The sequence below is a fragment of the Rhizobium jaguaris genome, from assembly GCF_003627755.1.
GTDB lineage: Bacteria > Pseudomonadota > Alphaproteobacteria > Rhizobiales > Rhizobiaceae > Rhizobium > Rhizobium jaguaris.
The window spans coordinates 177501-192896 of the sequence record NZ_CP032694.1 but is presented as its reverse complement, the minus strand read 5'-3'; the positions used below and the strand labels follow the sequence as shown (position 1 = coordinate 192896).

Annotated in this window: 11 protein-coding genes, 1 tRNA gene, 2 rRNA genes and 1 pseudogene (1 of these 15 cut by a window edge); 9 read left to right on the top strand and 6 right to left on the bottom strand. The window is 59.1% G+C overall.

Annotation, left to right across the window (positions count from 1 at the left end; genetic code table 11):
* Positions 1-127 precede the first annotated feature (127 nt).
* Positions 128-3829: a trifunctional transcriptional regulator/proline dehydrogenase/L-glutamate gamma-semialdehyde dehydrogenase gene (putA, locus tag CCGE525_RS00930; RefSeq protein WP_120702641.1), complete on the bottom strand. Its 3702-nt coding sequence runs from the start codon at positions 3827-3829 to the stop codon at positions 128-130.
* A gap of 265 nt (positions 3830-4094) precedes the next feature.
* Positions 4095-5541: pseudogene (locus tag CCGE525_RS00920) on the bottom strand (Glu/Leu/Phe/Val family dehydrogenase).
* Between the two features lie 117 nt (positions 5542-5658).
* On the opposite strand from CCGE525_RS00920, the gene CCGE525_RS00915 reads away from it, so the two are divergent.
* On the top strand, positions 5659-6153 hold the full coding sequence (locus CCGE525_RS00915; RefSeq protein WP_120702639.1) for an Lrp/AsnC family transcriptional regulator: 495 nt from the start codon (positions 5659-5661) through the stop codon (positions 6151-6153).
* A gap of 26 nt (positions 6154-6179) precedes the next feature.
* Here the strand turns inward: CCGE525_RS00915 and CCGE525_RS00910 are convergent, their stop codons facing one another.
* The gene (locus CCGE525_RS00910) at positions 6180-6878 is read right to left on the bottom strand and encodes a GntR family transcriptional regulator (protein WP_120702638.1); all 699 of its coding nucleotides are present in this window, start codon (positions 6876-6878) and stop codon (positions 6180-6182) included.
* A gap of 262 nt (positions 6879-7140) precedes the next feature.
* Here CCGE525_RS00910 and CCGE525_RS00905 point away from each other — a divergent pair, with 262 nt between their 5' ends.
* From CCGE525_RS00905 to lhpI, 8 genes are all read left to right on the top strand, one after another.
* Positions 7141-7962: an ABC transporter substrate-binding protein gene (locus tag CCGE525_RS00905; protein ID WP_120702637.1), complete on the top strand. Its 822-nt coding sequence runs from the start codon at positions 7141-7143 to the stop codon at positions 7960-7962.
* A 63-nt stretch (positions 7963-8025) separates the two neighbouring features.
* Entirely contained in the window at positions 8026-8691 is a 666-nt protein-coding gene (locus tag CCGE525_RS00900; protein WP_120702636.1) for an amino acid ABC transporter permease, read from the top strand.
* Between the two features lie 10 nt (positions 8692-8701).
* Positions 8702-9352: an amino acid ABC transporter permease gene (locus CCGE525_RS00895; RefSeq protein ID WP_120702635.1), complete on the top strand. Its 651-nt coding sequence runs from the start codon at positions 8702-8704 to the stop codon at positions 9350-9352.
* The gene (locus CCGE525_RS00890; protein ID WP_120702634.1) at positions 9349-10074 is read left to right on the top strand and encodes an amino acid ABC transporter ATP-binding protein; all 726 of its coding nucleotides are present in this window, start codon (positions 9349-9351) and stop codon (positions 10072-10074) included. Before CCGE525_RS00895 ends, CCGE525_RS00890 begins: the two co-directional genes overlap by 4 nt.
* 31 nt (positions 10075-10105) lie before the next feature.
* Complete coding sequence (locus tag CCGE525_RS00885) at positions 10106-11134, top strand: trans-3-hydroxy-L-proline dehydratase (protein ID WP_120702633.1); 1029 nt, start codon at positions 10106-10108, stop codon at positions 11132-11134.
* A 10-nt stretch (positions 11135-11144) separates the two neighbouring features.
* A complete protein-coding gene (locus CCGE525_RS00880) occupies positions 11145-11342 on the top strand; it encodes a tautomerase family protein (protein WP_120702632.1) in 198 nt (65 codons plus the stop codon).
* Positions 11343-11346: 4 nt separating this feature from the next.
* The gene (locus CCGE525_RS00875; protein WP_120702631.1) at positions 11347-12369 is read left to right on the top strand and encodes an Ldh family oxidoreductase; all 1023 of its coding nucleotides are present in this window, start codon (positions 11347-11349) and stop codon (positions 12367-12369) included.
* Between the two features lie 11 nt (positions 12370-12380).
* Positions 12381-13334 (top strand): bifunctional Delta(1)-pyrroline-2-carboxylate/Delta(1)-piperideine-2-carboxylate reductase, encoded by a 954-nt coding sequence (gene lhpI / locus CCGE525_RS00870; protein ID WP_120702630.1) that lies wholly within the window; start codon positions 12381-12383, stop codon positions 13332-13334.
* 292 nt (positions 13335-13626) lie between these two features.
* On the opposite strand, the gene CCGE525_RS00865 is transcribed toward lhpI, so the two are convergent.
* From CCGE525_RS00865 to CCGE525_RS00855, 3 genes are all read right to left on the bottom strand, one after another.
* Positions 13627-13703 (bottom strand) — tRNA-Met (locus CCGE525_RS00865).
* A gap of 287 nt (positions 13704-13990) precedes the next feature.
* Positions 13991-14105 (bottom strand): 5S ribosomal RNA (rrf, locus tag CCGE525_RS00860).
* A 248-nt stretch (positions 14106-14353) separates the two neighbouring features.
* Positions 14354-15396, bottom strand: a 23S ribosomal RNA gene (locus CCGE525_RS00855) (it continues 1885 nt past the right edge of the window).

Genomic DNA, 15396 nt, shown 5'->3' with positions numbered 1-15396 from the left:
TAGAATCCAGAGTTGCTGAGAAGGTGCCAGCGGCACACCGCTTACACCAATCGAGATCCCGGTCGAGGTGAAGTGCCTCCGTGGTACGGGCTGGGAACTGCCGAAATCTCGACAGTTCCGAGCTCTGCTATCCAATCGTCATCAGGCTCGCATTTCCCCCGGCCGCCGCGGTGTTGATCGAAGTCGAAACCTCCTCCACGAGCCAATTGAGACAATAAGCTTCCAGGTCGTTCTCGATCTCGGCCGTGGTTGCCGATTGGACGAACACGAGCGGACCGTCGAGCGCCGCAATCGCCTTGTTGACCTTGAGTGTACGCTCGGCGTCGCCTTCGACCAGGGCTGCCGCGAACGGGCCGTCCTTGTTCCAGTCCGACGTCCACGTGATGCGATGGGAAACACTCGCGGGTAGATCCTTCACCACCGAGCGAAGACCTGACGCCTCGTCGATGACAAGCTGGTTGCCAGTCGCGAGAGCAGCAGCGATCTGCCGATAGAGTCCACGCTCGCTCACTGGAGCGAGAAGGACGTGGCCACGCGGGTGAAGAGCGTAGACGTTGAGTTCACCGACCGGACCGACGAGTTCCTTTTCCAAGCCGACTGCCGACAGGCCGCCGAGCTCGCGGGCCGCTTCCGCATCGTCTCCTCTGCCCTTTCCGGACAGCCAGACGGCGAAGTTGGAAAGTGCCGGATCGATATGGACGGAGCTATGCTGCGGCGGGACCGGAGCCTTCTGGACGAGGCGGCCGATATAGAGCGGCCCACCCGCCTTCGGACCGGTTCCCGAAAGGCCACGACCGCCGAATGGCTGGACGCCGACGACTGCACCGATGATGTTCCGGTTCACATAGAGATTGCCCGCCTGCACCCGACTCGTCACGTGAGCGATCGTCTCGTCGAGACGCGTATGAAGACCGAATGTCAGACCGTAGCCGGAGGCATTGATGTCGTCGATCAGGCGGTCAAGGTCTTCGCGGCGATAGCGGATGACGTGAAGGACCGGACCGAAGATTTCCTTTTCCAGATCGGAAAGCTTCTTGAGCTCGATGATAGTCGGCGGGACAAAGGTGCCGAGATTTGCCGTCTGCGGCAGTGGCAACTGCTCCACCTTGCATCCGAGACTCTTCATCTTTTCGATGTGAGCGTCGATTTCCGCTTTCGCACTGTCCGTGATGACCGGGCCGACGTCGACGCTCAGGCGGTCCGTGCGGCCGATCGTGAGTTCCTGGAGGGCGCCCTTCAGCATCTTGAGAGTGCGATCGGCAACGTCCTGCTGCAGGCATAGCACGCGCAGTGCCGAGCAACGCTGGCCGGCACTGTCGAAGGCGGAGGTTATGACGTCGGCGACGACCTGCTCCGCCAAAGCGGATGAGTCGACGATCATGCCGTTCTGACCGCCGGTCTCGGCAATCAGCGGGATAGGCTTGCCCGACTTTGAAAGCCTGTTTGCAAGCTGGGCCTGGATCATCCGCGCGACGCCCGTCGAACCCGTGAACATGACGCCGGCCGTCTCCGGCGCGTCAATTAGCGCCGCGCCAAGGCGCCCGCTACCGGGCGTAAACTGAAGCGCGCCTCGCGGCACGCCAGCCTCGTGAAGGATTTTCACGCTCTCGAACGCGATAATCGGCGTGACACCCGCGGGCTTCGCCATGACCGAATTACCGGCGACGAGCGCAGCAGCCACCTGCCCCGTGAAGATCGCAAGCGGGAAGTTCCACGGGCTAATGCAGACGATCGGGCCAAGCGGCGCGTGGGACGGGCCGAGCGTGCGACGAGCCTGTTCGGCGTAGTAGCGTAGGAAATCGACCGCCTCGCGCACCTCCCCTATGGCGTTTGCAGCGGACTTGCCCGCCTCGCGCATGACGATCCCCATCAGAGGTTCGATGCGCGACTGCATGAGATCGGCGGCACGATCGAGGCATGCTGCCCTGTCTGCCGGCGAGACGTTGGCCCACTCCTGCTCACCCTTTTCTGCGAGTTGAGCAATCCTTGCGGCGGCTTCGATCTCGACTTCCGTCACCTGGCCGACAACATCATTGTGATCGGCGGGATTGAGGATCGGCCGGGTCGTCCCGTCAACCGAACCGTCGGCGAGAAGCGGCAAGGCATGCCAGGACGTCTTCGTCGTCTCGAACAGGTTTTGCCCAAGTCGAGCCAGTTCGCTTTCGTTCGAGAGGTCGATCCCGGAGGAGTTCTGCCGCTCGCCCCCATAAAGAGCTTTGGGCAAGGAGATCAGGTCGTGCGGCTTCCCGACGGGAGTCGTCGCCTCTACAACGTCTACCGGATCGGCGGTGAGTTTGTCGACCGAGACCTTGGGATCGGAAATGCGATTCACGAAAGAGGAGTTGGCGCCGTTTTCGAGGAGACGGCGGACGAGATAAGCAAGCAGGGTCTCATGGGTCCCTACCGGTGCATAGATGCGGCACGGGCGATCGAGCTTCTGCTTGCCGACCACCTCGTCGTATAGAGGTTCACCCATGCCATGAAGACACTGGAACTCGTATTTTCCGACCTGAAAGTCGGGACCTGCAAGATGATAGATGGTCGCGAGTGTCTGGGCGTTATGCGTAGCGAATTGCGGGAAGATGACGTCAGTTGCGGCCAGCAGCTTGCGGGCGCAGGCAACATAGGCGACATCCGTGTGAATCTTCCGGGTGTAAACCGGAAAGTCCGGCAGCCCGTCGAGCTGCGCGCGCTTTATCTCAGCATCCCAATAAGCGCCCTTGACGAGGCGGACCATCATTCGGCGACCGGAACGACGGGCAAGATCGATAATATGGTCGAGGACGAACGGGCAGCGCTTGCCGTAGGCCTGAACCACGAAACCCAGACCGCTCCAGCCCTTCAGCTCCTGATCGAGGCTGAGTTCCTCGAGAAGATCGAGTGATAGCTCGAGGCGGTCGGCCTCCTCGGCGTCGATATTCAGGCCGATATCGTATTTCCGGGCGAGCAGCGCGAGTTCTCGAACACGAGGGAGCAGCTCTTCCATGACACGCTTCGATTGCGCGCGGAGATAGCGGGGATGAAGGGCGGAAAGCTTGATCGAGATGCCCGGCCCCTCGTAGACGCCGCGGCCTTCGGATGCCTTGCCGATCGCGTGGATGGCGTTTTCATAGTCGCGATAGTAGCGCTCGGCGTCCTTTGCCGTCGTCGCAGCCTCACCGAGCATGTCGTAGGAATAACGGAAACCGCGGGCTTCGAGCGTGCGGGCTCGCTTCAGTGCCTCGTCGATCGTCTCGCCCGTGACGAACTGCTCGCCCATCATCCGCATTGCCATGTCGACGCCGCGACGGATGACGGGCTCGCCGCAGCGGGCGATCAGTCGTGTCAGCGCGGCTGCGAGGCTGCGATCGTTCACGGTGGAGGTCAGCTTGCCTGTAACGACCAATCCCCAGGTTGCGGCGTTGACGAACAAGGAGCGGCCGCCGCCGACATGGGACTTCCAGTCGCCCTCAGAGATCTTGTCGCGGATCAGAGCGTCGCGCGTAGCCGTATCCGGGATGCGCAGGAGAGCTTCGGCAAGGCACATGAGGGCAACGCCCTCCTGGCTGGACAGCGAGTATTCCTGCACCAAACCTTCGACGCCGGTTCCCTTGTGCTTGGCACGGAGTGCTTCGATCAACTTGTGCGCAGTGTTGCGGATCGTTGCCTTTAAGTCCGCGGGAACTCTGGCGGCTTCGACGAGCGGAGGCAAACATTCGGTCTCCGGGCGACGGTAGGCTGCGGTGATTGCTTTGCGCAGGTCCGACTGTTCGCGGATCGGAGGTGCAAACTGGGCAAAGGGCGGGGTGGAATTGGAAGCGGGTCCGTTATCGGCGACGACTTTGAGCATTGCAGGTCCTAATGACGAAAGGTTGTTGAGTTTGAAAGCGGTTGATAGCTCATCAGTCCGGGAGGCTTTCTGGCACAAGAAGCCGATCCGAGGCGTCCTTCCTCGCTTCAGTCGAGTTTTTGGCAGGCGCGACACTGTAGGCCGCTCGCACGGCGCCGAGCGCAACGGGACGATACTTCTCCGCAAGGTCGATCGGAAGGTGCTCTTTTCTAACTGTATCGTGTTTCATCATTCGCCTCGAACACATGTGTTTTTCAAACAAGGATCAAATTCCGATGGCCTTGTAGGCGTCGCCGATTCCCTTCAAGGCGATGTAATAGGCAGCAGTTCGGAAGTCCCTGATCTCCGGGAGTTCGCTTAGCACGCTGGCCATGCGATGATACGCGCCGCGCATGACGTCGTCCAATCCAGAACGAACGAGATCGATTTTCCTGACCGCCCTCCAGGAATTCCTCCCGCATGTCCTCGGGAAACTCTTTGCCGGTCATGGATTCGAGCGCGCTGGTAATCTGCGCGTTCCGGCGCTCGCGGCGCCGACGCTCCATTAGGCCGAACGGAATGTGCGTCAGGTTCTTCACCCATTCGAAATAGCTGACGATAACGCCACCGGCGTTGACGAAGAGGTCCGGAAGAATGATAACGCCATTCTTCAGGAGCACCTTCTCTGCCTGGAACGAGATGGGACCATTCGCCGCCTCAGCCACGAGCTTTGCGCGGATGCGATCGGCGTTCTCGAGCGTGATGGCGTTTTCCATCGCCGCCGGAATCAGGATGTCGCATTCGACTTCCAGGCCACGCTTCTTATCCGGTGAGCTTTCCGCACCGTCGAAGCTAAGGATACTGCCGGTCCGAAGGCGGTGCTGGTGGACGGCCTCGACGTCGATGCCGCCGGGATTGAAGATGCAGCCATCCCGCTCGACGATGCAGATTACTTTCGCCCGATCTTCTTCACTGAGGAACTTTGCGGCGTGGTAGCCGACATTGCCGAAGCCTTGAATGGCAACGGTCATAGTAGACAGATCGCGACGTCCGCCAATTCCCTCATGCGCGGCGTCACGGAGATAGCAATGGATCGCGTACTGCACGCCGCGACCGGTCGCCTCGGTACGGCCTGCAATGCCACCGCGCGAGAGAGGCTTGCCGGTAACACAGGCATTAGCGTTCACGATATCGGCCGGACCCGTGCGCTTGTATTCATCGGCCATCCAGGCCATCTCGCGCTCGCCCGTTCCCATGTCTGGTGCCGGCACGTTTCGGCCGGGAGAGATCAGGTTGCGTTTCGCAAGCTCCTGGGTGAAGCGGCGGGTGATACGCTCCAGCTCGTGCACCTCCCATTGCTTGGGGTCGATGCACAGGGCGCCCTTCGAACCGCCGAACGGCACGTCGACAAGCGCGCACTTCAAGCTCATGAGTGCTGCCAGCGCTTCGACTTCATTCGCGTTCGCGGAAGCGTCGTAACGAATGCCGCCCTTGGCAGGCTCGACATGCTCGCTATGGACCGAGCGCCAACCCGTGAAGCTGTACATGCGGCCGCGAAGACGCACGCCGAAGCGGACGGTGTAGGTGGAGTTGCATGCGCGGATGCGCTCGGCCAGGCCTTCAGACAGGTCGAGATGCGCGAACGCGCGATCGATGTAGCTCTCGACACTGTCCAGGAAGGTCCCTTCCCCGAGATCAGCTCCCGGTTCCTTCATCTTCAACGCATTGTCCATAGCCGGTCCTCCGAATAGCCGTGCTAAAGAAGTACCACAACGCCGATTGGCGATCTGACTTGATTTTGCCGATTTCCAGGCGCTATGAGCTTATATTGAGCGATCAGGAAGATGAAAATGGCTACGGAACCGGCATTTTATAGTGAACTTGACCATTTCGACCGAAAGATTGTCGAGGCGCTGTCCGAAGATGGACGCATGTCCATAACGGATCTTGCGGAGCGCGTCGGTCTTTCAAAGACCCCATGCCAGCTACGATTTAAGAGATTGGTTTCGGAAGGCTTCATCGAAGGCTTTAAGGCAGTCCTCAGTCCGTCGAAGATGCAGCTCGACCACATCGCATTCGTCGAGGTGAAACTGTCGAACACGACGGAGGAAGCGCTCAGGAGCTTCAACGACGCCGTCAAGAAGATCAAGGAAGTGGAGGAATGCCACATGATCGCAGGACGTTTCGATTACCTTCTGAAAGTCCGTACGCGTGACATCGGCAAGTATCGCCGGGTTCTGGGCGAGAAGGTCTCCACCTTACCGCATGTCGCGAACACCTCGACCAACGTCGCCATGGAGACTGTCAAGGAAGGCTGGAACCGCGTCTCTCCAATGATCTCCTAACAGTGCGGATCACTTGATAGTGCGGATCACTTGGGATGACGGGAGCCGGCGGTTCCAGCTCCGTGCGGAAGGTGCTTCAAGAGGGACTCGCAGGCCCGCATGATGTGGGAATAGACCAGCGCCGATGCACCCTCGACGTCCCGCTTACGGCAAAGCTCGAGGATCTGACGATGCTCGTCATCTGCGATCCGATGGCCGTGCGATAGCGTGAGCTGGATGCGCAGGTAGCGCTCGATGCGATCATTCACCGAGCGGATCATGTTCAGCATGTAGGGCCTTTGACCATCCTCGTAGAGCCGCGAATGGAAGCGCCAGTTCAGTTCCGCCCAGCGCCCAATATCCGCTTCCTCGGCAAAGGCGTCACAATAGGCCTGTGCCTCCGCGAAGGTTTCTTCGGTCATATGGGGAATAGAAAGCCGGATCGCGTTGGATTCCAAGATCGCCCGCACTTCGAAGATCTGCACAATTTCCGGTTCAGAAGTCGACGTTACCACCGCCCCGCGATTCTTGTGAAAGGCAACCAACCCTTCCGCCTCAAGGCGCTTCAAGGCCTCGCGGACAGGAATTTTCGAAACATTGAACATCCGGGCGACGTCGTCCTGCCGGATTGGCTCTCCCTCGTCCAGCGTCCCGTCGATGATGGAGTCCCGGATAAACTTGAGAATGACGTCCGATGCGGTCGGGGCGCTTCCCAAGTTGGTAGCCTGTTCTGAATTTAGCGGCATCCGCGGTCCATTTCCTTCGCTATTGGCCCTTGACGAATATCGTAGACGATCCTCGGCCTCAAGGGTTGGGAGACATTTGGAAAACTCCTCCCACAGCCTCCCCTGCAGCATCTCGCTTCTTCATTCTTTCATGACGCCGCGCAGCCCACTCAAGACGTTCGGGAAGCGGAGGCTTGACTCCAGCTTCGTAGATCGTATACGTTATTATCCGTTAGGAATATCGTATACGGTGTTGAAGCCGTCAACAATGGGAACACGAACGATGAAAATTTCCGGTTATCTTCTGAGTGCACTTTTGGCCGCGGGCGTCGCGCTGCCCGCCCATGCCGACAAGCTTGACGACATTGTTTCCTCGGGAAAGCTGCGTTGCGCGGTCGTCCTCGACTTCCCGCCCATGGGATCCCGCAATGCCAAGAACGAACCGGAGGGCTTCGACGTCGAATACTGCCGTGATCTCGCCAAAGCTTTGGGCGTCGAGCCTGAGTTCGTCGAGACGCCCTTCCCAGACCGCATTCCTGCTCTGATCTCCGACCGCGCCGACGTCGGCGTAGCCTCGACCTCCGATACGCTCGAACGCGCCAAGACGATCGGATTCACGGTTCCCTACTTCGTCTTCACGACGGTCGTCCTTGCCCGCGAAGACGCGAACATAGCCAAGCCGGAGGACATCAAGGGCCATGCCGTCGGCGGCCCTGCCGGCAGCTACGAAACCATAGGACTTGAGAACGCGGTCAAGGCGTTCAACGATCCCAAGGGCGAGTTCCGCGCCTTCCAGTCCCAGGCCGATGTCTTCCTGGCGTTGAGCCAGAAGCAGATCGACGCGACATGGACGACCTCGACCGTTGCTACGGAAATCATCAAGTCCGGGAAGTATCCCGGCCTGAAGATCGTTGGCAACGCCCCGATCGACCCCGATTACACATCGCTGATCGTTCTTCGCGACGAACAGGGCCTCATCAACTACCTCAACCTGTTCATCAACCGGCAAGTCCGCTCAGGCCGATACAAGGAACTCTACGAGAAGTACATCGGCACGCAGGCGGGGCCTACTCCGGCACTGACAGCAACGGGCGTGTACCGCTGATATCGCACGATGGGGGCTCGGAGCCCCCATCCCTCCTAACGCGAAGCTTCAACGGACACCGTCATGTGGAAATATACCTTCCAATGGCGGCAGGTGTGGCAGCACCTGCCGGACATGTTGTGGGGCGCTCTCGTCACGCTTGAGATTGCCGCTCTTGCCATGATCCTCGGCACGATCATCGGCGTTCTTTTGGCTCTTGCCAAACGGTCGAACAACGTCATTCTGGTCAGCATCTCGAACGTTTGGGTCGAGATCGCACGCAACGCGCCCGCGTTGTTCCAGATCTACATGGTCTACTTCGGCCTCGGATCATTCGGTCTCCGGATCGACTCCTTTCTTGCGCTCCTGATCGGCATTACGTTCAACAATGCGGGTTATCTCGCCGAAACGTTCCGCGGCGGCTTCAAGGCCGTTCCTGAAACGCAGATGCGCGCAGCGCGCTCGCTCGGAATGGGGCCTGGACAGGCGATGTGGCACGTCATGCTACCGCAAATGTTCCGTGTGGTTTTCTACGCCCTCACGAACCAGATGGTTTGGTCGATCTTGATGACCTCACTGGGCGTGGTCGTGGGGCTTACCACCGACCTGACGGGTGTGACCCAGCAGCTCAACGTACGGACCTTCCGTACTTTCGAATATTTCTTCGCTGCGGCGGTTCTGTACCTCCTGATTGCGAAGGTGTTCACCCTCTCGGCGCGACTGCTCGCCGCCCGATTGTTCCGTTACTGAGGAGGCGCACATGTTCAACACATCGATGACATGGGATGACTTTCTCCTCATGCTTCAAGGAGCGGGCATCACTCTTGCCATAACGTTCTGGGCCGTGCTCGGCGGTACGATCCTCGGAATCATGTTTGGTCTCATCCGTGAAAGTGGGCCGATGTGGGCGCGCACCATCATCGGAGGATGCCTCGACATCTTCCGTTCGATACCGTTGCTGATCCAACTGGTCCTGTTTAATTCTTTCAATTCGATCGCCAAGCTTGGGTTGCCGCCGTTTAAAGTGGCGTGCATGGCACTCGCGATCTATACGGCAGCGTACTGCACGGAAGTTGTCCGCAGCGGCATTCTCGCAGTGCCTGTGACAACGAGGCGTGCGGCCCGTTCGCTCGGCATGACCTGGCTGCAGGACCTTCGCTACATCGTTCTCCCCATGGCGACACGCGTCATGCTGCCGAGCTGGATCGGCCTTACGCTCGGCGTCATGAAGGATACCGCCCTCGTCCTGTGGATCGGTATCGCCGAACTCCTGCGCAACTCGCAGACAATCATCACCCGGCTTCAAGAGCCTCTCTTCATCCTGATGATCGCCGGTCTCATCTACTTTGCGATGAGCTTCCCGATCGCACGCATCGGCGCGCACCTTGAGAGAAAGTGGCAGAACCAATGATCGAGATCACCAACGTAAGAAAGTCCTTCGGCGACCTGGAAGTCCTCAAAGGCATCAATCTCAAGGTCAACAAGGGCGAAGAGGTCTCCATGATCGGAGGCTCCGGCTCCGGCAAGTCGACCATGCTGATGTGCGTCAACGGCCTTGAACACATACAGAGCGGCAGCATTCGGATCGACGGCATCGAGGTTCACGACAAGTCGACCGACCTCAACAAGCTGCGTCGCAAGATCGGCATCGTCTTCCAGCAATGGAACGCCTTCCCTCACCTCACCGTGCTCGAGAACGTCATGCTCGCTCCCCGGAAGGTCCTCGGCAAGAGCAAAAAGGAAGCCGAAGCCATAGCGGTCGAGCAACTCAAGCATGTCGGCCTCGGCGAGAAGCTGACCGTATTTCCGTCGCGTCTGTCCGGCGGCCAGCAACAGCGCATGGCAATTGCCAGAGCATTGGCGATGTCGCCGGAATATATGCTGTTCGACGAAGTGACGTCGGCGCTTGACCCGCAGTTGGTCGGCGAAGTGCTGGACACGATGCGCATGCTTTCGAAGGAAGGCATGACCATGATCGTCGTTACCCACGAAATGCGCTTCGCCCGTGAAGTCTCCGATCGTGTCGCCTTCTTCCGCGAAGGCCTCATTCACGAAATCGGTTCTCCGGAGCAAATCTTCGAACATCCGGAAAAGCGCGAGACTGCGGCCTTCCTGAAGTCTGCAAACTCCTAGTCTCGAACCATCTACCAAGAGGAATGCCATAATGCGTACATCCAAGGTCGTGCATGTCGTGAGCTGCCACGCCGAAGGCGAAGTCGGCGACGTTATCGTCGGCGGTGTAGCACCGCCCCCCGGCGCAACCGTCTGGGAACAGTCCCGCTGGATCGCCGAAGACGAAACCCTCCGCAACTTCGTCCTGAACGAACCCCGCGGCGGCGTCTTCAGACACGTAAATCTGCTCGTTCCGCCGAAGAACCCGAAGGCGCAGATGGGCTGGATCGTCATGGAGCCGGCCGACACCCCTCCGATGTCCGGCTCTAACTCCATGTGCGTGTCGACCGTCCTGCTCGATACCGGCATCATCCCGATGCAGGAGCCGATCACCCGCATGATCCTGGAGCCGCCGGGCGGCCTGATCGAAGTCGAGGCCGAGTGCGGAAACGGCAAGGCCGAGCGCATCCGCGTCAAGAACGTTCCTTCATTCGCCGACAAGCTTGACGCCAAGATCGAAGTCGAAGGCATCGGCACGGTTACCGTCGACACCGCTTACGGCGGCGACAGCTTCGTCATCGTCGATGCCGCATCGATCGGCCTGAGCCTGCAGCCAGACCAGGCGCGCGACATCGCCCGCATGGGCGTGAAGATCACTGAAGCCGCGAACGAGCAGCTCGGCTTCAAGCATCCTGCCAATGACTGGGGGCATATCTCCTTCTGCCAGATCACCGACCCGGTCACGGTGAAGGGCGGCGTCCTCTGGGGCAAAAACGCAGTCGCGATCCGTCCGGGCAAGATCGACCGCTCACCTTGCGGCACCGGTTGTTCGGCCCGCATGGCAGTCCTTCACGCCAAGGGCCAGATGAAGGTCGGCGACAAGTTCGTCGGCACCTCGTTGCTGGACACTGAATTCCATTGCAGCATCGACAGCGAAGTCGACATCAACGGCAAGGCCGCCATCAGCCCGATCATCTCCGGTCGCGCCTGGGTCATCGGAACGAAGCAGCTCATGGTCGATCCCGCTGATCCGTTCCAGGCGGGCTATCGCCTCTCCGACACCTGGCCGATGGACCTGTAAGGAGAAGAAGATGCCGCTGATCCGTGTCGAACTCTTTCCCGGCCGCAGCCCGGAGCTCAAGGCTGAAATCGCTCAGGCATTTACCGAGACGCTCGATAAGCTGGCCGGTATCAAGCCGGAAGCGACGACCGTCATGTTCGCCGAGGTCCAGCCTCACGACTGGGTGGTCGCCGGCAAGCCTTACGGCACCCCGGTGACCAAGGAATGATCGGATGACCAACAGCTCCGATCGGCAGACACGGATCAGCTATGACGACCTGACATCGCTGCTCGCAAGGATCTTCGTTCGCTTCGGTGTCTCCGAGGCGAATGCTGCGATCGTTGCTGCCAATTGCGCCGGATGCGAACGTGATGGAAGCCTGAGCCACGGCGTGTTTCGCATGCCCGGCTATGTGTCATCGCTAAGAAGTGGCTGGGTCGATGGAAAGGCGGTCGCTGCCGTTCTCGACGTCAGCACGGCCTTCATCCGCGTGGACGCCCGAAATGGCTTTGCACAGCCGGCGCTTTCGCTGGCGATGCCGCTCGCCGTCGAAAAGGCTTCGAAGTTTGGAGCCGCCGTATTGGCGATAAAGGATTCCCATCACTTTAGTGCCCTATGGCCGGATCTCGAACCGCTCGCGCGAAACGGATTCGTGGCGCTCTCGATGGTCTCCGGTCTTGCCTGCGTCGCGCCTCCGGGAGGACGCAAAGCCGTCATGGGGACGAATCCCATCGCGTTTGCAACTCCCGTCGACGGAGCAAACCCGATGATCTTTGATTTTGCGACAAGCTCGATGTCGAACGGTGATCTTCGGATTGCCGCTCGGGAAGGACGTGGCGTACCCTTGGGCACTGGCGTCGATGCTGAGGGAGAGTTCACCGAAGACCCCAGTCGAATTCTTGACGGCGGCGCGCTTTTGCCGTTCGGCGGTCACAAGGGCTCCGCCTTGTCGTTGATGGTCGAAGTTCTCGCTTCGGCCCTGACCGGCGGTCAGTTTTCATCAGAGGTGGACTTCTCCGCTCACAGTGGCGCGGAGACGCCAAAGACAGGCCAGTTGGTCATCGTCATCGACCCGAGGCGTGGCGGCAACGAGGTTTTCGCAAGCCGCGTCGCTCAATTGATGGATGTCGTGCGCGCATCGGGGCAGACAAGGCTTCCTTCGGATCGGCGTTATCGCACCAGGGAGGCGGCCGAGCGGGACGGAATCCCGTTGAACGACGAAACCTATCAGAACCTGCTTTCAATGACGCGATAACGGAGGACGATATGGGAGCTTTTACAATTCTCGACGCGGCGGAGACCGGCAAAAAGCTACTGTTTCCGGAGCTTGTCGCCGCTTTGCGAACGGGATTCGCCGAAGGCTGCGAGCTTCCCGAGCGCCATCATCATACAATGGGGCGGCCCAACCAGGCCGACGCCACGCTGCTGTTGATGCCGGCATGGACCAAACCCACGGGCGGGCAGCAGTTCCTCGGGGTCAAGATCGTGACCGTCGTGCCAGGGAACGCTGCGCGCGGACTTCCCGGTCTTGTCTCGACCTACATGCTTTACGACGGCCTAACCGGCGAACAGCTCGCGCTGATGGATGGGAACACCATCACCGGTCGACGCACTGTAGCGACATCTGCGCTGGCCGCAAAATACCTTTCGCGCGAGGATTCGAAGAACCTTTTGGTCGTGGGAGCAGGTCGGGTCGGCAGCCTTATTGCCGAAGCTTACCGAGCGGTTCGCCCGATCGAGAGCGTCGAGGTGTGGGACGTGAACCCCGATGCCTCGAAACGTCTGGTGGAAGGCCTGACCTCGATTGGCATAAAAGCTTCGGTTGCTTTGGACCTTCGCCAATCCATCGAGGAAGCCGATATCGTCAGCACCGCCACTCTGGCGACAGAGCCCTTCATCAAGGGGGAATGGCTTGCGCCTGGCACCCATGTTGACCTCATCGGCGGTTTCACACCGAAGATGCGCGAGGCCGACGACGCGACGGTTGCGAAATCGATCATTTATGTCGACACGTCCGAAGCCCTCCACGAAGCTGGCGATCTCGTACAGCCGATCAAGGCAGGCGTCATCTCCAAGGATTCGGTGAAGGCGACCCTCGCGGACCTTTGCCGCGCAGACAGGTTCGCTCGCACGAGCGCAAACGAGATTACCTGCTTCAAGGCCGTCGGCTCCGGGCTTGCGGATCTTGTCGCAGCTAAAGTGGTGTACGGTCAGCTTTAAAGCGCTGCTCAACCTCTTCGGCGTGGCGCCATCTGTAAGTTCCCTCGGTCGTACTCAAAGCCCACTTCATTTACAATCGATCGCGCGACGTCTACTGAGACTTCTCGACGGCTCGTGCTGCCGCGATCTCAGGTTCCGGCGTTGCACGATTTCTCGACAATCCGTTTCTGCAAACGCTCGATGCAGGTCCGCTAGTGTGCGTCCTGGAGGGGAATGTGGAGACAAGTGCATCTGGTGTTCACCTACGCAGGTGTAGTGAGTTAAAGTGTTTGCTTTGTGAGGAAGGGAAGATTGGTTGCGGGGGCAGGATTTGAACCTGCGGCCTTCAGGTTATGAGCCTGACGAGCTACCGGGCTGCTCCACCCCGCGTTACCAGCGTAAACCGCTAAGCGGTTTATCGCGCCCGAGCAAACCGCGTTGCGGTTTGTCCGCCCTGAGCGAACCCAAAGGGTTCGTCGGAGCTTGAGCAAGCCGTTTGCGGTTTGCGTCATCCACGTAAACCCGGAGGGTTTATCGTGTGTTCCCTTGGCACCATATTTCGGAGCCGAGGTATAAGTGCTTTTCAGAAGCGACAAAGGCCGCTTGCTAGCGGCCTATTGTAACACGGCTAGGCCGTTTTAGTGACGAGAAGATTTTAGATGAGTTGCGTTTAGCAGACCTGGCAGTGACCTACTCTCCCGCGTCTTGAGACGAAGTACCATGGGCGCAGGGGCGTTTCACGGCCGTGTTCGGAAAGGGAACGGGTGCAGCCACCCCGCCATAACCACCAGGTCAGCGAAGCGCAACTTGTTAGTCCATGCGGTCCGCATGGACTAACAAGTTGCTCTTCTCTGGCGCAGATGCCTTTCCTTCTCGCTTGTCGCTCGAAGGGGACCTGCGCTGAGCATCCGGACACCTCGAAGTTGAGGCGACAGGGAGCACATCGTAGCCATGCTTTTGCATGGATGTTTGAGAAGCTGGATTTTGTTTATTGAACACGTCTTTGGACACTCATCTTTTGATGAGCACGAGCAATGGGAACGATCAAGCCAATCGAGCTATTAGTACCGGTAAGCTTCATGCGTTGCCGCACTTCCACACCCGGCCTATCAACGTGGTCGTCTACCACGGCTCTGATAGGGAACACTCGTTTTCAGGTGGGTTTCCCGCTTAGATGCCTTCAGCGGTTATCCCTTCCATATATAGCTACCCTGCTATGCCCTTGGCAGGACAACAGGTCCACCAGAGATATGTCCATCCCGGTCCTCTCGTACTAGGGACAGATCCTGTCAATATTCCTACACCCACGGCAGATAGGGACCGAACTGTCTCACGACGTTCTGAACCCAGCTCACGTACCGCTTTAATTGGCGAACAGCCAAACCCTTGGGACCTGCTCCAGCCCCAGGATGCGATGAGCCGACATCGAGGTGCCAAACAACCCCGTCGATATGGACTCTTGGGGTCATCAGCCTGTTATCCCCGGCGTACCTTTTATCCGTTGAGCGATGGCCCTTCCACGCGGGACCACCGGATCACTATGACCGACTTTCGTCTCTGCTCGACTTGTCAGTCTCGCAGTCAGGCGGGCTTATGCCATTGCACTCGACGACCGATTTCCGACCGGTCTGAGCCCACCATCGCGCGCCTCCGTTACTCTTTCGGAGGCGACCGCCCCAGTCAAACTACCCACCATACACTGTCCCGGATCCGGATAACGGACCGCGGTTAGACATCCATGACGATAAGGGTGGTATTTCAAGGATGGCTCCACAAGAACTGGCGTCCCTGCTTCAAAGCCTACCACCTATCCTACACATGCCGACACGAATGCCAGTGTAAAGCTATAGTAAAGGTGCACGGGGTCTTTCCGTCTGACCGCAGGAACCCCGCATCTTCACGGGGAATTCAATTTCACTGAGTCTATGTTGGAGACAGCGGGGAAGTCGTTACGCCATTCGTGCAGGTCGGAACTTACCCGACAAGGAATTTCGCTACCTTAGGACCGTTATAGTTACGGCCGCCGTTTACTGGGGCTTCGATTCAGAGCTTGCACCCCTCCTCTTAACCTTCCAGCACCGGG

Excerpts from the sequence above, each read along its gene's own strand:
- CCGE525_RS00910 (WP_120702638.1), bottom strand. The coding sequence starts at position 6,878 with ATGCCGCTAAATTCAGAACAGGCTACCAACTTGGGAAGCGCCCCGACC.
- CCGE525_RS00895 (WP_120702635.1), top strand. The coding sequence starts at position 8,702 with ATGTTCAACACATCGATGACATGGGATGACTTTCTCCTCATGCTTCAA.
- CCGE525_RS00880 (WP_120702632.1), top strand. The coding sequence starts at position 11,145 with ATGCCGCTGATCCGTGTCGAACTCTTTCCCGGCCGCAGCCCGGAGCTC.
- CCGE525_RS00915 (WP_120702639.1), top strand. The coding sequence starts at position 5,659 with ATGGCTACGGAACCGGCATTTTATAGTGAACTTGACCATTTCGACCGA.
- CCGE525_RS00900 (WP_120702636.1), top strand. The coding sequence starts at position 8,026 with ATGTGGAAATATACCTTCCAATGGCGGCAGGTGTGGCAGCACCTGCCG.
- CCGE525_RS00905 (WP_120702637.1), top strand. The coding sequence starts at position 7,141 with ATGAAAATTTCCGGTTATCTTCTGAGTGCACTTTTGGCCGCGGGCGTC.
- CCGE525_RS00885 (WP_120702633.1), top strand. The coding sequence starts at position 10,106 with ATGCGTACATCCAAGGTCGTGCATGTCGTGAGCTGCCACGCCGAAGGC.
- lhpI (WP_120702630.1), top strand. The coding sequence starts at position 12,381 with ATGGGAGCTTTTACAATTCTCGACGCGGCGGAGACCGGCAAAAAGCTA.
- putA (WP_120702641.1), bottom strand. The coding sequence starts at position 3,829 with ATGCTCAAAGTCGTCGCCGATAACGGACCCGCTTCCAATTCCACCCCG.
- CCGE525_RS00890 (WP_120702634.1), top strand. The coding sequence starts at position 9,349 with ATGATCGAGATCACCAACGTAAGAAAGTCCTTCGGCGACCTGGAAGTC.
- CCGE525_RS00875 (WP_120702631.1), top strand. The coding sequence starts at position 11,347 with ATGACCAACAGCTCCGATCGGCAGACACGGATCAGCTATGACGACCTG.